General features: G+C 50.3%; 13 protein-coding genes. 9 read left to right on the top strand and 4 right to left on the bottom strand.

All coding sequences use genetic code 11. From position 1 onward, the window contains the following. Positions 1–186: 186 nt before the first annotated feature. Positions 187–1164, bottom strand: coding sequence for a zinc dependent phospholipase C family protein (locus QZT18_RS01255; RefSeq protein WP_294143661.1), 978 nt, complete (start codon positions 1162–1164; stop codon positions 187–189). A 384-nt stretch (positions 1165–1548) separates the two neighbouring features. On the opposite strand from QZT18_RS01255, the gene QZT18_RS01250 reads away from it, so the two are divergent. Beyond that, complete coding sequence (locus QZT18_RS01250; protein ID WP_125142879.1) at positions 1549–2913, top strand: sodium:alanine symporter family protein; 1365 nt, start codon at positions 1549–1551, stop codon at positions 2911–2913. 330 nt (positions 2914–3243) lie between these two features. Here the strand turns inward: QZT18_RS01250 and pepT (QZT18_RS01245) are convergent, their stop codons facing one another. After that, entirely contained in the window at positions 3244–4470 is a 1227-nt protein-coding gene (pepT, locus tag QZT18_RS01245; RefSeq protein WP_294143660.1) for a peptidase T, read from the bottom strand. A gap of 285 nt (positions 4471–4755) precedes the next feature. Between pepT (QZT18_RS01245) and QZT18_RS01240 the strand changes: the two genes are divergently transcribed. Next, positions 4756–5751, top strand: a complete 996-nt coding sequence (locus tag QZT18_RS01240; protein ID WP_294143659.1) for a LysR family transcriptional regulator — start codon at positions 4756–4758, stop codon at positions 5749–5751. Between the two features lie 20 nt (positions 5752–5771). Here the strand turns inward: QZT18_RS01240 and QZT18_RS01235 are convergent, their stop codons facing one another. Further along, the gene (locus tag QZT18_RS01235) at positions 5772–6629 is read right to left on the bottom strand and encodes a YitT family protein (protein ID WP_294143658.1); all 858 of its coding nucleotides are present in this window, start codon (positions 6627–6629) and stop codon (positions 5772–5774) included. 399 nt (positions 6630–7028) lie between these two features. Here QZT18_RS01235 and QZT18_RS01230 point away from each other — a divergent pair, with 399 nt between their 5' ends. From QZT18_RS01230 to QZT18_RS01205, 6 genes are all read left to right on the top strand, one after another. Then, a complete protein-coding gene (locus QZT18_RS01230; RefSeq protein ID WP_294143657.1) occupies positions 7029–8483 on the top strand; it encodes a sodium/glutamate symporter in 1455 nt (484 codons plus the stop codon). 37 nt (positions 8484–8520) lie between these two features. Continuing rightward, complete coding sequence (gene pepT, locus QZT18_RS01225) at positions 8521–9759, top strand: peptidase T (RefSeq protein ID WP_294143656.1); 1239 nt, start codon at positions 8521–8523, stop codon at positions 9757–9759. Between the two features lie 2 nt (positions 9760–9761). Then, positions 9762–11078: a M18 family aminopeptidase gene (locus QZT18_RS01220; RefSeq protein ID WP_294143655.1), complete on the top strand. Its 1317-nt coding sequence runs from the start codon at positions 9762–9764 to the stop codon at positions 11076–11078. 257 nt (positions 11079–11335) lie between these two features. Then, positions 11336–12772 (top strand): APC family permease, encoded by a 1437-nt coding sequence (locus tag QZT18_RS01215; RefSeq protein ID WP_294143654.1) that lies wholly within the window; start codon positions 11336–11338, stop codon positions 12770–12772. A gap of 329 nt (positions 12773–13101) precedes the next feature. Further along, entirely contained in the window at positions 13102–13563 is a 462-nt protein-coding gene (locus QZT18_RS01210; RefSeq protein WP_294143653.1) for an Hsp20/alpha crystallin family protein, read from the top strand. Positions 13564–13644: 81 nt separating this feature from the next. Continuing rightward, on the top strand, positions 13645–14682 hold the full coding sequence (locus QZT18_RS01205) for a DnaJ C-terminal domain-containing protein (RefSeq protein WP_294143652.1): 1038 nt from the start codon (positions 13645–13647) through the stop codon (positions 14680–14682). Positions 14683–14767: 85 nt separating this feature from the next. Here the strand turns inward: QZT18_RS01205 and QZT18_RS01200 are convergent, their stop codons facing one another. Then, complete coding sequence (locus QZT18_RS01200) at positions 14768–15571, bottom strand: alpha/beta hydrolase (RefSeq protein ID WP_294143651.1); 804 nt, start codon at positions 15569–15571, stop codon at positions 14768–14770. Between the two features lie 307 nt (positions 15572–15878). On the opposite strand from QZT18_RS01200, the gene QZT18_RS01195 reads away from it, so the two are divergent. Further along, on the top strand, positions 15879–16397 hold the full coding sequence (locus tag QZT18_RS01195; protein ID WP_294143650.1) for a peptidylprolyl isomerase: 519 nt from the start codon (positions 15879–15881) through the stop codon (positions 16395–16397). Positions 16398–16411: the final 14 nt, after the last annotated feature.

Here is a 16411-nt window from a genome sequence, read left to right as displayed (position 1 = left end):
TGGTTAACCCGGTCAGGAGCTGAAAAAAGAATCAGCGAAGCGAATATTATAAAAAGGCATAAAAAAACAGCTTTGAAAGCTTTGAGTTGGAATTGCGTCATGACATTCTCCTTGGATGTATTTAACGAGCCGATGCTTATGTATCGTATATTTCTTTAATGCCGGAAAGAAAAAGCCCTGCCTGTTTCAGGAAACAGGCAGGCCGCTGTGGTACGAATAATTGCCCAGCTCATTTAAAAGGATGGATAAATCCTGTTTATCGAGAGGAACGGGGCTGGTGATGCAGGAATTGAGCAGATAATAAACATTGCTGCACTTTGCCAGCGACTGGTGGAACAGATCCACGAATGACGCGGTGGAGGCAAGGGAACGCTTCCACGGATTGCACCACGGTTCATGATCCAGGTTACAGCTGTTACGGTAATTGGATATGGTGTCGGTCACCAGCTTTGCGGACGCAATAGGCTGTTTTAAAAACAGGGATTCGATGAATTCGATGCTGTTCTTCTTAAAACCGGACTTATCGGCCAGGGTGCGGCAGCCGAACCGGATGGCCCACACCGAACGGTGTACCATAGCCGGAGTGACCTGGAAGTTGTTGCGGTAAGTGACCGGATAATATGTTTCGTTGATACAGGAGGACAGGAAATGGGAAATAAACTGTATCTCCTGGCCGTTTAAACAGATGCTGGCTGTCTGGTTGAATTCAGACGGCTTTTTCTGTTTGTATTTCCACAGAAGAATGGCGTCCAGTTCGTTCTCAAGGGCGGCGTGGAGGCCGTGGTTCTTGGAGGAAGGTTCATTGATATCATAGCCGATCCTGCCGTAGATAAACGGATGACAGATGGAATCGGCGACATAATGGTTAATAAAACCGGCGAAATAGGCCAGCGCCTCCTCTTTCTGCTGTCTCGACTGTATCAGGCCGATATGGCGCAGGCAGCAGTCGAAAAACTGGCTGACCTGGTGTTCATGCATATAGGAGCCCACATTCCTGTAATCCTGATGACGGAGAATGGGGATATTGTAAAAAAACATATCCGGCCCCTGGAGGCCAAGCTGATAAAGCCAGCGGTATTTAGCAACAATGTGTTTTAACTGAGAGTTTGGCATGTCGTTGTATGCCTTCATTCCGAATATATAGTGGGTAGTAAAACCTGGCATGAAAAATACCCTCTTCCATTTTTATTTTTGTTAATGACGGCGGCTTGTGCGCGGCCTGTGCGCCGTGCATGCAGATGATCGCCGATATACAATAAAAAGTCCGTGCAGCGTGCTTTTCCTGTGAATGGCCGTCTCTATGACAGTATGTCCATTCCGGGAACTTAAACTCCCGGTAAAGTCCGGTGCCGGAAATTGATGTAAGTCTTTAGCGGAAGTGAGCGCCAGACTTTCTGCGGCAGGCGCAGAAATCTACATGCGCATGATATAATATCCGCCTTGCAGACATTATAACATATTCCTCCCGGGATTGCGATAGAGTTTGTGCATAAGGAGCTGGAAACAAGAATAAAAAGATACAGAGACTGGAAATTTTGCGGCGGGAAAATGGAGATTGTAAAAGTAATCCATGATCTGGTCTGGGGACCATGGCTTTTAGTGTTATTTTTAGGAACGGGAATTTTTTACACATTTAAATTGCGGGGCTTTCAGATTTTTCATCTCAGGTACTGGTGGAAGGCCACGGTGGGAACGCTGGGCGGCGGCGGGGAGGAATCGAAATCTCAGATGGCGACGGCCTGTACGGCTCTGGCCGCCACGGTGGGGACGGGAAATATCGCCGGAGTGGCGACGGCCATCGCCGCAGGGGGACCGGGAGCCGTCTTCTGGATGTGGGTGTCGGCCTTTGTCGGGATGGCGGCCGCATATGGGGAAACGTATCTGGGCATTAAATACAGATACAAAGGGCCGGACGGCCAGTATATCTGCGGACCGTTCGTCTATCTGGAACGGGGACTGAAGAGCCGGAAGATGGGGCTTATCTATGCCTTTTTCTGCGTCCTGGCATCGCTGGGGATGGGGAGCATGGTTCAGGCCAACTCGATTTCCGACAGCTTTACCTATGCTTTTTCCCTTCCTCCGCTGATAACCGGGCTTGCGGTGACCGTGCTCACGATGGCGGTGATTTTTGGAGGAATCGGCAGAATATCCGAAGCGGCCAGCAGGCTGGTGCCGTTTTCCGCCTGTCTTTATATGGTTTTATGCGGAATTGTTATTTTTAGCTGTTATGACAGGGTGCCCGGAGTGTTCGCCGAAATCGTGAAAGAGGCCTTTAATGTCAAAAGCGCCGCGGGAGGCGCCGCCGGTTACGGAATGACAAAGGCGCTGAGCTACGGAGTGGCGAGAGGAGTCTTTTCCAATGAGGCGGGGCTGGGAAGCCTGGCGGTGCTCCACGGCTCGGCCGGGAAGACAACGGCCGGGGAACAGGGAATGTGGGCGATTTTTGAGGTGTTTTTTGATACGATCATCAGCTGCACCCTGACCGCCCTCGTGATTCTCTGCATTGCAGGGAAGAGCGGTGCGGCCGGTACACTGTTTTATGCCGACGGCCAGACCGACGGAAGCGCGATGATTGCGGCCTGCTTCTCGCAGTGCTTCGGAGCGGCCGGAGGATATCTGACCGCCGTGTCTATGGCTCTCTTCGCCTTTGCCACAATTATCGCCTGGTTTTATCTGGGCAGGCAGGCCGTGGCCTATCTGACGGAACATTCCGGGGCGGGCAGGATATTTTTATTTTTCTATGGGTTTGTATACCTGAATGCGGTATTTTTTGGATGTGTGGCAAAGCTGGAACTGGTATGGAGCCTCTCCGATGTGTTCAACGGCCTGATGGCGGTGCCGAACCTAATCGGAATACTGCTGCTGTCAAAGGAAGTAAAATCGCCGTTACATAGCCTGAAAAACAACTTTTAGACAAAACAAAATGCCTCTCCAGCAGTGAGAGGCATTTTGATATTTGAAAAAGGGAGGAGAGCTGATACTTAAATCAGCTCGATATTATGAAAAAAATCTTGTAAGCATTGTTTGTTTGCTATGTTTATAGTATATGGGGGAAAGATGAAGAAATAATGTTCATTATGTAAAAGGTTTTTTAATGATTCGTGAACGAAATATGAACGTGAAAGAGGGAAAGAACGCAAATATGGGGAATCCGGAGGCTAAAACCGACGGATTCCCCATATGACAATTTGTCCCATACATCTCCTGCATCCGACAAATTGCCTCGTTAAAATTATTTTTTAATTATGGCCGGTATTCCGCATAGGAGCGTATCAGTTCCACAATAATCCGTGTAACGGATTCCAGCGCCTCGGCCGTGATGTGTTCCATGGGGCCGTGGTAGGCGTAGCCTCCGACTCCGAGGTTCGGGCAGGGAAGGCCTTTGTAGCTCAATCTGGCTCCGTCGGTGCCGCCGCGGGCCAGGTTAAGCTGAGGCTCGATTCCGGCCGCTTTCACCGCGGATTTTGCGTGCTCGATCAGGTGGAAACAGGATTCTATCACGGGCCGCATATTGCGGTATTCCTGCTTGACGGTCATAGATACGGTTCCCGGGCCGTACTGTTCATTCATCATTTCACAGATAGAGGAGAGCGTGTCCAGCCGTTTCTGAAACAGGACTTCGTCATGGTCCCTGACTGCGTAGACCAGATTGGCGCTCACGACAGTCCCTGATGAGGAGAGGAGGTGGTAAAATCCCTGCGCGCCCTCTGTCTCGGCCGGGATTTCATGTGGAGGCAGCAGCCCGTTAATCTGCATGCCGACCAACTGGGCGTTGACCATTTTATCCTTTGCATGACCGGTATGGGTGGTCCGCCCGCGTATCATGATTGCAGCCTGGGCTGCATTAAAATTTTCATAGACAATCTCACCGGCGTTCCAGCCGTCTACGGTATAGGCATACTGCGCTCCGAAGCGTTCAATGTCAAAATTGTCCGTCCCGTTCCCAATCTCTTCATCCGGCATAAAGGCAACACAGATGGTCCCGTGCGGGATATCCTTTGCGATAATGCGTTCCAGCGCCGTGACGATCTCGGCGATTCCCGCTTTGTCGTCCGCGCCGAGAAGCGAGATCCCGTCGGTGGTAATCAGCGTATCGCCCTTTAAACGCGGCAGATGCGGATTGGAGGCGACACGCAGAACCTGGCCGGAAGTTCCGAGGGGAACATCCCTGCCGTCGTAATTTTCTATAATCTGAGGATTTACGTCCTTACCGTTAAAATCGGGATGTGTGTCCAGATGGGCGATAAATCCCAGCCTGGGGTTTGATTCGTAACCGGGTGTGGCGGGGAGTCTGGCATAAACGATGCCGAAATTATTGACCTCCACATCGGAGAGCCCCAGTTCCCTCAGCTCAAAGGCCAGAAGGTGTGCCAGATCAAACTGGCGCAGACTGCTGGGGACGGAAGTACTGTTCCTCTCACTGGATGTCCAGATCTTCGCATAATTAAGAAATCGTTTGTAAGCCCACATAGCCGCTCCTTTTCTGACAGTTTCTTCTGACAATGAAATCTGCCGTGTTCGTTTCGTACTCCTTTCTATTTTGTCATATTGCGTATTGAAAGTCAATCAGTTGAGCCACGGGAACGCTGCCATCCCACAGAAGCGTCCTCGCATTTCAACTAAATAGTCCCTGTTGCAGTTCCCTCTCTTTTTTGTTATGATAACCTCAAAAGTTATCACTTTTTTGTGATACCGTGAATTTGTTGAGAGGCGGCCGCCGGTTCTGTCCGACGGCGCCAGCCGAGGGGGAAGATAATGCAGGGAGAAAATTTATTTCTTGGGAAAGAGTATGTCTATGAAATTTATAAGGAGAAGAGCTTTTCGGCAGCGGCCCAGAATCTGTATATTACGCAGCCGGCCCTGAGTAACCGGATTAAGAGAATTGAGGACTGCATTGGTTCCCCGATTTTTGACCGGAGCACGTCCCCGGTTCAGTTGACCGATGTGGGGAAGGCCTATATTGACTCGGTGGAGCAGCTTATCAGGGTGGAGGAGAACTTTACCAATTACCTGGCGGACTCCCAGAACCTGAAGACGGGAAAGCTGCTGATTGGAAGCGGCGCCCTGTTTTCTTCCTATGTGCTGCCGTCCCTGATTGCGGAGTATAAATCGGAATTTCCCTATGTGGAGATCAGTATTGTGGAAGGGAGCGTGACTACGCTTCAGAAACAGTTGTCGGACGGAGTGCTGGATTTCCTGATTGAAAATGAGGAACTGCCGGACGCCCTGTTTGAGAGGCAGCATTACAGGACCGAGTATATGATCCTGGCTGTTCCGCGGAAATGGGAGATTAACCGCTCCCTTCTCGCCTGGCAGCAGAGTTTCGACAATATAATATCGGGACGGTTTCTCGGGCCTCAGTATCCGGGCGTTCCGCTGGAAACTTTTAAAGAATCCCCCTTTGTGCTCCTGTCCCCGGAGAATAAGACTTATCAGAAGGCATTGGAGGTCTGCGAACACCATGGCTTTTCACCGAAGGCAATCCTTACAATGAACCAGCAGCTCACGGCCTACAATATGACCTGCGCGGGCGTGGGAGCCTCCTTTATCAGCGATACCCTGATTAAGAGCGCCAATCCCCACCCGGATGTGGTCTACTACAAACTGGATCTGGAATTTTCCCGGCGGGATATCAGTTTCTACTATAAGAAGAAAAGATACGTCCCGAGATGTATGGCGGAATTTCTCAAAAAGATCGAAGGTTCCAGTGAACAGCAGGAAGGACAGCAGAGTAAAAGGCAGAGTGTGTGAAGCGTTACTATTCACAGCCGCTATTCCAGCAGAAATCCCTTTCCCACCACTTCGCTGCTGTTGGTAATCACCAGGAATGCATCCGGCTCACTGTTTCGGATAAAGCTGCGCAGCAGGATTGCCTGGCTGCGTTTGACCACCGTCATGACGACGTATTTTTTCTCCCGGGTATGGCTTCCCTCCGCCTGGTAGACGGTGGCTCCGCGCCCCAAATCCTGACGGATATACCGGCACACGGCGTCGGGATTACGGCAGATGATGGTAAAGTATTTGTTCAGATTCAGACTCTCAATGCAGGTGTCTATGACAAATGCCTTGCACATAAGCCCCAGGAGGGAAAACAGCCCGATGGATGCGTTGTAGACGACAAAGGAGAAGAGGACCGTCACCAGATCCACGCAGAACAGGGCCTTGCCGATATCCATTTTTACATATTTCTGAATAATCATGGCCGCGATATCCGTGCCGCCGCTGCAGGCATCCCTCTGAAACAGTGAGGCGGCCACTATAGCCACGGTAAAAATGACGACGATCATTTCCAGGACGGGTTGATCCGTGACCGGTCCGGGGGCCGGAATCCAGATTTCCAGAATACGGAACAGGAGAGAGGACAGCAGGGTCACGTAGACGGTCCGGACACCGAACTTCCTGCCGATACAGAGAAAACCGGCCAGAATCAGTATCAGGTTGATGGACAGGTTGAGGATGGAAAAACTGAGCGGAGTGACGGAGGAGAGAAGCACGGCGAGTCCTGTCACGCCTCCGAAGACAAAGTGGTTGGGAAGCTGAAAAAAGTAGATTACGAAAGTCATAACGGTCACAATCACTGTGATGTACCCATAGTCGCCGATCTGCCGGCCGATTTGATTCTTATTCATGGTTAAATTTTACCTCCAATAACATCAATCTGTATAATAGTTACAGTTCAGCCTTCGGCCAAACTGCAACAAATGATGCACAGAAACGGCAAAAAACGCCGTTTCGCGCCGCATAACTCGGGATTTTCGCAAAAAACAGCGAAAACACCTCGCGGAATACATCATGGCTGAACTGTGACGTATAACACCTCTTTATTATATCGGGTTCAATTTCTGAAATCTAATTCCATTCATCTGATAGTTCTTATAATCCCTTAATTCCCATATCATCACAAAAATGTGATAAGTTCTATTATACTATTAGAATTAGACAATGATGAGAGCGGAATAGTATAATGGAATCATTAAAAACGTGCAGCCATGGATCCGGTGATGCAAATTAAAATTGGAGGGTTACTCATGACAAGTTCTTTACTTCAGTCTCTTATTCAGAGCACAGGCGTGCTTTGTGCGCTGCTATTGATTGGTATGTTTCTCAGGGCCAGGGTGCCGCTGTTCCGTAAACTTTTGGTGCCGGCATCGGTTTTGGGTGGTTTTGTGGGATTGTTTCTGGGACCGCAGGTTTGGGGACAGGCTTCTTTTGTGCCAATCCAGGAGGAGTGGGTATCCACCTGGTCCCTGCTTCCGGGTATCCTGATTGTTCCGGTGTTTGCGGCAATTCCGCTGGGAAAATTTAAAAACAAAAAGGCTGAGAAGAAGGGCGGCGGACGCCGTGAAGTGGCGAAGGTGACCATGATCAGCGGAATCGCCAGCGGCGCTTTCGGATTTCAGGTCATTCTGGGTGTGGGCCTGGCTCTTCTGATGGGAAAACTTCTTCCGAACCTGAATCTCTACAACAACTTCGGTTTTGAAATGTCCCAGGGCTTCAACGGAGGACACGGCAGCGCAGGCGCGGTCGGCAATGTACTGATGGAGGCGGGAGCGTCCCACTGGGAACTGGCCCAGGGCGTTTCCAGTACCTTTGCAACGGTAGGTCTGCTGGGCGGATTAATTCTGGGTGTTTTCATCATCAACAGGGCGTCCAAAAACGGGGAGACGGCGTTTCTTAAAAAATCGGCGCAGCTTCCGGCATCCACATCCTTTGGCTACACCAAAAAGAAAGAGGAACAGGGAGAGCTGGGACGTGAGACGACGGTGAGCTCTGCCATCGAGACACTCAGCGTCCACGTTGGAATTATTTTCATCGTCTGCGCTATGGCTTACTGGGTGCGCGGTCTTGCGGTGACCTACGAGGTGATCGGTTTTGAAGATATTCCCGTATGGCCTTATGCACTGATTATCATGTACGGCGTCAATTTCCTTTTAAATGTATTTAAACTGGATTGGCTTGTCGATGCCAGGGTGAAATCACATATCAGCGGCGCGATGTCGGATATCGCGATTACCGCAGCCATTGCCAGCATGCCGGTGAAAGCCGTAATGGCATACATGCTTCCAATCGCCGTAATCAGCGCGGCAGCCTTTGTAGTGGTTTATTATACAACCGTTAAGATGTTCCAGGTTCTCATGCCGGACAGCTTTCCGTTTGAGCGCGGTATCCTGAGCTTTGGTATCAACACCGGAGTCATGATGACCGGCATTACACTGCTCAAAATCTGCGACCCCGATTTTGAGAGCCCGGCTCTGGAAGATTATTCCTTCTCCTATGCCATCAGGACGGTGATTGACCTGATTTCAACACCAATTATGTATGCAATTCTTGCAAGAGGTACATCCTATCAAATGTTGATGTTCGGGGTAATCTATGTCATTATCTGCTATGTGATTGTCGGAATTGGAAAAATACTGTACAGGGGAAAAGAGGAGACGGCCGGAGAGAAAGACGCGGCAGGCCGCCTGGCGGAGACCGCCTGACAAACCCGTTTGACAAATTAAGAAGGGAACTTGACTTATGAAATCAACAGCAGAACGCTTTTTAGAATATATTTCCGTTGATACGACCTCAAGGGAGGAATCCTCCTCCTGTCCGTCCTCAGAGACGCAGTGGGATTTGGCCAGGATGCTGGAGACGGAAATGCGGGAGATAGGCCTTATGGACGTGGAACTGGATGAACACGGATATGTTACCGGTACGATCCCTGCCAACGTGGAAGGTGTGCCCGTGCTCGGCCTTATCTCACACATGGATACCAGCAGCGCCGTTCCGGGAGGGCCAATCCATCCGCAACTGGTTGATTACAGAGGGGGAGATATCCTGCTGAACGGGAAACTTGACCTGTGGCTTAAGGAAGAGGAGTTTCCGGAGCTTTTGGATTATCAGGGAAAAACCCTCATTGTCACGGACGGGACCACGCTGCTCGGAGCCGACGACAAGGCGGGAATCGCGGAGATACTGACTGCAGCGGAGCGGATGATGAAAGATACGTCCTTCCGTCACGGGCGGATCCGCATCTGCTTTACTCCGGACGAGGAAATCAGCCGGGGAACCCAGTATTTTGACGTGAAAAAATTCGGAGCAGATGCGGCCTATACCGTAGACGGGGGAGCGCTTGGCGAGCTTGAATATGAGAATTTCAATGGAGCCACGGCCAACATCACGATACACGGCCGTTCCATCCACCCGGGCATGTCGAAGGGACGGATGCTTAACGCGCTGATGGTGGCCTGGGAACTCCAGGGGATGCTGCCGGCCCATGAACAGCCGTCTTATACGGAAGGGTATGAAGGATTTTACCATCTCTCCTCCATGTCGGGTTCCGTGGCGGAGTGCAGCCTGAAATATATCATCCGGCAGCATGACAGGAAGGAATACGAGGCGAAAAAAGCCCGTATGGAGAAAATTGCAGCCTACCTGAATGAAAAATACGGTTCCGGCACCGTAGAACTGTCGCTTCGTGACATGTATTTCAACATGCAGGAAATTATAAAAGATCATATGCACCTGATAGACAAGGCAAACGCGGCTTTTAAGGCCTGCGGGGTGGAGCCCCGGACCATTCCGGTCAGAGGCGGGACGGACGGAGCGCGGCTCAGCTTTATGGGCCTTCCCTGTCCGAACCTGTCCACCGGCGGCCACAATTTCCACGGGGTATTCGAGTATATTCCGGTGGAGTCCATGGAATCCATGGCCGATGTGCTGGTCAGCCTGGCCGGAGAGTTCGTTAAAGAGGCGCAGAGAGGAGAACAGTAAAAATGTTTGAAGCGGTTTCACGCGATATGATGAAGTTTATTGATGCGAGTCCCACCTGCTACCATGTGGTGGAGAATTTCCGCAGCATGCTTAAGGAAGATGGATTTGAGGAGCTGATGGAGCAGGAACACTGGAAGATCTCGGAGGGCGGAAAGTATTTTACCACCCGCAACGGTTCATCCATCATCGCATTCCGTATTCCCGAATGCTCATACAGGGGATTTATGATTGCGGCCTCCCACAGTGATTCTCCATCTTTTAAACTGAAGGAAAAACATGAAATGGATGCCGGCGGGCAGTATGTCAAACTGAACGTGGAGAAATACGGCGGAATGCTGATGGCCCCCTGGATGGATCGGCCTCTGTCCGTGGCAGGCCGTGTCCTGGTGGAACATGAAGGCAGCTTTGAGAGCCGTCTCGTCAATATCGACCGGGATCTGGTCCTGATTCCCAACCTGGCAATCCATATGAACCGCGAGGCGAACGAAGGAGTGGCGCTGAATCCGCAGAAGGATATGCTTCCCCTGTTTGGGATGGCAGGTGAAAAAGACAGGCTGATGCGGATGGCGGCGGAACAGGCCGGAGTCCGGCCGGAGCAGATTTTAAGCAGCGATCTGTTTCTTTATAACCGTGTCCCGGGTACGGTCTGGGGAGCGGAAAATGAATTCACATCCTGCTCCAGACTGGACGACCTGCAGTGTGCCTACGGGACGATGAAGGGTCTTCTGAAAGCGGAAAACAGGACGCATGTGGCGATGTGCGCCGTCTTTGACAATGAGGAAGTGGGAAGCGGAACAAAACAGGGAGCCGGTTCCACTCTGCTGGAGGATGTGATGGGCCGCATCAACGAGGCGATGGGCAGAAACCGCGAAGAGTATCTGATCTCCGTGGCCGACAGTTTCATGGTTTCGGCCGACAACGGCCATGCCCTGCATCCGAACTACATGGATAAAGCCGACGTGGACAACCGCCCGTTCCTGAACGGAGGCATTGTTATCAAGCACAGCGCCAACCAGAAATATACGACGGACAGCATTTCAGCCGGCCTTTTTAAGGCGGTCTGCAAGGCAGCGGGCGTACCGTTCCAGACTTTTGTCAACCGCTCCGATATCCTGGGCGGATCGACCCTCGGGAACATTTCCAATTCCCATGTATCCCTGAACACGGTGGATATCGGTCTCCCGGAACTTGCCATGCATTCACCATATGAGACTTGCGGCGTGAAGGATACGGCGTATCTGCTTTCTGCGATGGAGACGTTTTTCTCCTCAGGTATCTTCTGCGAGGGAAATGGACGCTACCGTCTCGGGACGGAGTAAGCCGGGAGGGGACGAAACCGCCCTCCGGACTGTGCAGGGGATGTTTGTGCGGCGGGAGTTCCCTTTGAGTACAGGAAAACCGATGCGGCGCAAATAAACGAAACTTGCGCAGTAAAGTACTAGAATGTATGAAAATGGGAAAGAATGTAACAGAAAAGGTAACGGCAAAGATGCGAAGCCGTTACCGGAGAAGATAAATAATACCGGTAAATAAAAAACCGGAAAGAATAATGTGGCAGAAGGGAAAACGGGGAATTATGGAAAAAGATAAATCGCAGAAAATCAGTTGGTATATGCTGGCTTTTATGGCCTTTTCTACCGTTTGGGGTTTTGGTAACGTAACAAATGGTTTCGTTTATTTTAACGGAACGCAGGTTATTTTCAGCTGGATCCTGATGTTTATCCTGTATTTTATCCCTTACACGCTGATGGTGGGGGAATTGGGTTCCGCCTTCAAGACACACGGTGGAGGGGTGAGTTCCTGGATTCACCAGACAATCGGTTCCAAATTTGCCTACTATGCGGGCTGGACGTATTGGGCCTGCCATGTGACGTACATTGCAAGTAAGGGAAGCGGAGGCTTAAAGGCCCTGAGCTGGATGGCATTCCAGAACGGCACGACCTACGACATGTTTCCGACGCAGTGGGTACAGCTTGCAACGCTGGCTGTGTTCCTGTTTTTCTGCTGGGTGGCAAGCCGAGGCCTGAATCCTCTTAAAAAACTGGCCACCATTGCCGGAACGAGCATGTTTATTATGTCCCTGCTCTATATTTTAATGATGTTCGCAGCGCCGGTTATCAATCCCCGTGCAGATTATGTTCCGTTAAATTTCGGAATTAAACAGGTGATTCCGCAGTTTAACGTCGGATACTTTACCTCTTTATCAATCCTGGTATTTGCAGTGGGAGGCTGTGAAAAGATTTCTCCCTATGTAAATAAGGTCAAGGATCCGTCGAGGGGATTTCCCAAAGGCATGATTATGCTGGCCGTCATGGTTATGGTCTGCGCGATTTTAGGCACAGTCGCCATGGGGCAGATGTTTGACCCTGCGCTTATCAACGAAAGCAGGGAAAGCTTTAATTCCTATGTTTCCAACGGATCCTACTGGGCATTCCAGAAACTGGGGGAATATTACCATGTAGGAAACTTCCTTCTGATTGTCTATGCCGCCTGCAATGCTATCGGCCAGTTCTCCACACTGGTTCTGAGCATTGATGCGCCGCTGCGTATGCTGCTGGACAATGAAGAGGCGAGAAAATACATTCCGTCCGGACTTTTGAAAAAGAACAAATACGGGGCTTATATCAACGGAATATGGATGGTCGTGTTCCTGTCCGGAAGTATCATCCTGATCCAGTCCTTTGTTCCGGGCGCTGCGGCCGTGCTGACACAGCTTAACAAACTGAATTCCGTGACAATGCCCCTGCGTTATCTGTGGGTGTTTGGAGCCTATATCGCGCTGCGTGTCCATTTTACAAAATTCCAGCCGGAATACCGGTTTACAAAGAGCCAGGGGCTGGCGTTTACGGCGGGAGGCTGGTGCTTCCTGGTTACGGCGGTCTGCTGTATCCTGGGAATGTATGTGGAGGGAGATATTGCTTCCACGGCTCTGAACATCATCACTCCGTTTGTGCTGACCGCACTCGGCCTGATTCTGCCGGAGATTAAAAAACGCGAGAAACATGTATCTTAAATAAAATCAGTACCGGCTCTATCCGCTTTATCAGGGAAAACAGGGGGCTGCCGCATGAGATGAAACGACTCAGTGCGGCAGTCCCCTTGTTGAGTGGCAATGAAAAGTTCGCGAAGCGTGCTTTTCGTTGTTTTACGGGCATATTTGAAGGACACAAATATTTCACAAAAATATTAGCACTCACCTCTTGACAGTGCTAACAACTAGTGGTATAACGTAACCAGAACAAGGAAAAAGGATAGAAAGACATCAGGAAAGAAAAACTTTACATCCCGATTCCCAGTCCAAAGAAACAAGGTAAACAGCATATTGAAAAGGAGAGATGACTTATGTTAATGCCTAGTATTTTTGGTGAGGATTTGTTTGATGATTTTATGAAAGATTTCCCATTCTTTGATGACAAGGAACAGAAACGGCTGGAGAAAAAGCTGTATGGCCATCACAGCAAGAATCTGATGAAAACGGATATCAGGGAAACCGATTCCGGCTATATGCTGGAAATGGACCTCCCGGGCTTTGCGAAAGACGAAGTGAAGGTTTCCCTGGAAGAAGGCACCCTGACCGTCAGTGCGGCCAAAGGCCTTAATCAGGATGAGCAGGATAAGAAGACGGGCAGGTACATCCGCAGGGAGCGGTATGCGGGCGCCTGTGAGCGTTCCTTCTACGTAGGCGAGGAAGTGACCCAGGATGAGATCAGGGGCGAGTTTAAACACGGCATCCTGAAGATTTTTATCCCGAAGAAAGAGGCAAAGCCTGCGGTGGAAACCAGGAAATATATTACCATTGAGTAAGCGTGGGACACAATTGATGCGGCGGGGGGTCAGCGGGTCTGGCCTCTCGCTTTATATATAACGTAAACCGGAAGGGAAGTGATGAGATTGAAAAGGGATTATTATGAGGTTTTGGGCGTCGGCAGAAGTGCGGATGCGCAGGCAATTAAAAAAGCATATAGAAAACTTGCAAAAAAATATCACCCCGACAGCAACGAAGGCAATGCACATGCGGCGGAACAGTTCAAAGAAGTGAATGAGGCGTATGGCGTGCTCGGGGATGAGGAAAAACGAAAACTGTATGATCAGTTCGGGCATGCAGCCTTTGAGGGAGATGCCGGGGCCTACGGCGGTGCCGGGGGTGGAACCTCCGGGAACGGTTTCCATGGCTCCTACGGCGGACCGAAGAGCGGTTTCCATGAGTATCATTTTGAGAGTGGAGAGGATATGGATGATATTCTGAAGAACCTGTTTGGAGGAAATTTTCACGGCGGCGGCTCGGAAAAATTCTACAGAAGCGGCTCCTACAGCGATGATTTCGGCGGCGGTTTTTATGGCGGCGGATATCAGGAGCGCGATTTCAGCCATGGATTTAAGAGAAAAGGCTCCGATTTAAACGCGGAGCTGGAAATCAGTTTTGAAAAAGCCGCGCTGGGCGGCAGCCAGCTAATCCACCTGAAGGACGGCAGCGGAACGGTCAAATCGCTGGAAGTCAATATTCCTGCCGGTATTGAGCCGGGCAAAATCATCCGCCTGAAAGGGAAGGGAAATCCCGGAATCCAGGGCGGAGAGGCCGGAGATCTGCTTCTTAAGGTTACGGTAAAAGAGAAGCCGGGCTTCAGCAGAAAAGGGCAGGATGTTTATTCCACCGTCAGAATTCCGTTTGTAACGGCCGTTTTGGGCGGTGAAGCAACGATTCCGACTATTTACGGCAATGTTGTATGCAAGATAAAAGAAGGCACAAAACCGGGCAGTAAGATACGGCTGAAAGGAAAAGGAATTGCCGCCATGAGAAATCCGTCCGTAAAAGGCGACCAGTATGTGACGATTGAAATCCAGGCGCCGGAAAAACTGACTCAGGAGGCCAAACGTAAGTTAAGGGAATTTGACCAGGCGTGCAAAATGTCCGCTACCGGTTAAACAGTTAGAGCCGGAAGCTTATTCAGCCCCGGTTCCAGGCACAATGCGTTTTTACGCGGCGCCCGGAACCGGGGCTGAAGTATTATTAACAGCGGCCGGAAATCCAGTTAATCACATCCGAGATAACCTCATCTTTACAGTATTCATTGAAAATCTCATGGAACAATCCGCCATAAATCTTCATCTGTTTATCGGCAGACGGAGCGTTTTTAAAGAAATCATAAGTATCCTGTACACTAACCAGGCCGTCTTTCTCGCCGTGGAGCATCAGGACAGGATATTTAAAGTTCTGGATGCCGTCCTCAAACCAGGCCAGTCCATCGCAGATTGCATAGCAAAGGCCGGTTGTAAATGTCTTTGTGTTATAAGGATCCTTGCCATACCAGTCCACAACCTCCTGCACGGAGCAGACTCCGGCACCCAGCTCGTTCGGAAGCTGTGTGTGGGGATCCAGATCCTTAGGAACACCGGTGATCAGCTTGCCGTTATCTACGGTGAGCGCTCCGCTGGTTACGAGTCCGCGCAGCTTCTTATCCGGATATTTGGCGCCGTACAGGGCAACGGTAAAACCGCCCATGCTGTGGCCGATCAGAAATACGGGAAGATCCGGATTCTCGGCGATCGCCATATCCACAACCACATTGGTGTCGTCCAACAGTTCGTTAAAATCTTCGTAATAGGTGCGTTCCCCCTCGGAACGTCCGTGGCCGCGGTGATCAAAGCGGTAAGTTCCGATTCCCGCATTGTGGAAAAGTCCGGCAAAATAGTCGTACCGCCCCTGATGTTCACAGAGCCCGTGGACAATGACGGCGACTGCCTTACAACCGTTCCCCACCTCTTTGTTCAGGTATAATTTTGTGCCGTCGTATGATGAAATCATCTCACCCATAAGTAACGCCCTCCTTTGATTGCTTTATTGGTGTGATAACCTGTGCACGGAGCATGCAGGTTACCGTTTTGTGAGCTTTTTGCCCTGCGGCCGTCAGTACAGGCCGTCCCATGTCCAGTATACCATACCGGGAAAGGACGGTGCAATGGTTTCAGCGTTTCGGGAGAGGGGATGTTACTGTTTAATGGTAATATCCTGCGAGGTGTTTTCACGCGTAATTTGCGTGAAAATCCTGAGATATCTGGACAAATCCTCCGCAGTTTGCTAAACTTATAGGACAAATGCAAAAACTTTAGGAGGAAATCAAATGCAGAATCCAATCGTAACAATTGAGATGGAAAACGGCGATATCATGAAAGCAGAGCTTTATCCGGAAATCGCCCCAAATACAGTAAATAACTTTATCAGCCTGATTAAAAAGGGATATTACGACGGACTTATTTTCCACCGTGTTATCAAAGGGTTTATGATTCAGGGCGGATGCCCGAACGGCAACGGTATGGGCGGCCCGGGATACTCTATCAAGGGCGAGTTCAGCCAGAACGGCTTTACCAACCAGTTTAAACACTCAAAAGGCGTGCTGTCCATGGCAAGATCAATGGCTCCGGATTCAGCAGGTTCCCAGTTCTTTATCATGCATGACAACGCTCCGCACCTGGACGGCTCCTACGCAGCGTTCGGTAAAGTGACGGAAGGTCTTGATATTGTGGACAAAATTGCCGGAATGAAGACAGACTGGAACGACAGACCGATGAAAGAGCAGAAAATCAAGACAATGACGGTAGAAACATTTGGCGAGGAGTATCCGGAACCGGAGAAATGCTAAACCGGCTTTTCTGA

The sequence above is a fragment of the uncultured Clostridium sp. genome, from assembly GCF_900547735.1.
Taxonomy (GTDB): Bacteria; Bacillota; Clostridia; order Lachnospirales; family Lachnospiraceae; genus Otoolea.
The sequence above is the reverse complement of the archived record's forward strand: the minus strand, read 5'-3'. Positions and strand labels throughout refer to the sequence as shown.

Excerpts from the sequence above, each read along its gene's own strand:
- QZT18_RS01255 (WP_294143661.1), bottom strand. The coding sequence starts at position 1,164 with ATGCCAGGTTTTACTACCCACTATATATTCGGAATGAAGGCATACAAC.
- QZT18_RS01250 (WP_125142879.1), top strand. The coding sequence starts at position 1,549 with ATGGAGATTGTAAAAGTAATCCATGATCTGGTCTGGGGACCATGGCTT.
- pepT (WP_294143660.1), bottom strand. The coding sequence starts at position 4,470 with ATGTGGGCTTACAAACGATTTCTTAATTATGCGAAGATCTGGACATCC.
- QZT18_RS01240 (WP_294143659.1), top strand. The coding sequence starts at position 4,756 with ATGCAGGGAGAAAATTTATTTCTTGGGAAAGAGTATGTCTATGAAATT.
- QZT18_RS01235 (WP_294143658.1), bottom strand. The coding sequence starts at position 6,629 with ATGAATAAGAATCAAATCGGCCGGCAGATCGGCGACTATGGGTACATC.
- QZT18_RS01230 (WP_294143657.1), top strand. The coding sequence starts at position 7,029 with ATGACAAGTTCTTTACTTCAGTCTCTTATTCAGAGCACAGGCGTGCTT.
- pepT (WP_294143656.1), top strand. The coding sequence starts at position 8,521 with ATGAAATCAACAGCAGAACGCTTTTTAGAATATATTTCCGTTGATACG.
- QZT18_RS01220 (WP_294143655.1), top strand. The coding sequence starts at position 9,762 with ATGTTTGAAGCGGTTTCACGCGATATGATGAAGTTTATTGATGCGAGT.
- QZT18_RS01215 (WP_294143654.1), top strand. The coding sequence starts at position 11,336 with ATGGAAAAAGATAAATCGCAGAAAATCAGTTGGTATATGCTGGCTTTT.
- QZT18_RS01210 (WP_294143653.1), top strand. The coding sequence starts at position 13,102 with ATGTTAATGCCTAGTATTTTTGGTGAGGATTTGTTTGATGATTTTATG.
- QZT18_RS01205 (WP_294143652.1), top strand. The coding sequence starts at position 13,645 with ATGAGATTGAAAAGGGATTATTATGAGGTTTTGGGCGTCGGCAGAAGT.
- QZT18_RS01200 (WP_294143651.1), bottom strand. The coding sequence starts at position 15,571 with ATGGGTGAGATGATTTCATCATACGACGGCACAAAATTATACCTGAAC.
- QZT18_RS01195 (WP_294143650.1), top strand. The coding sequence starts at position 15,879 with ATGCAGAATCCAATCGTAACAATTGAGATGGAAAACGGCGATATCATG.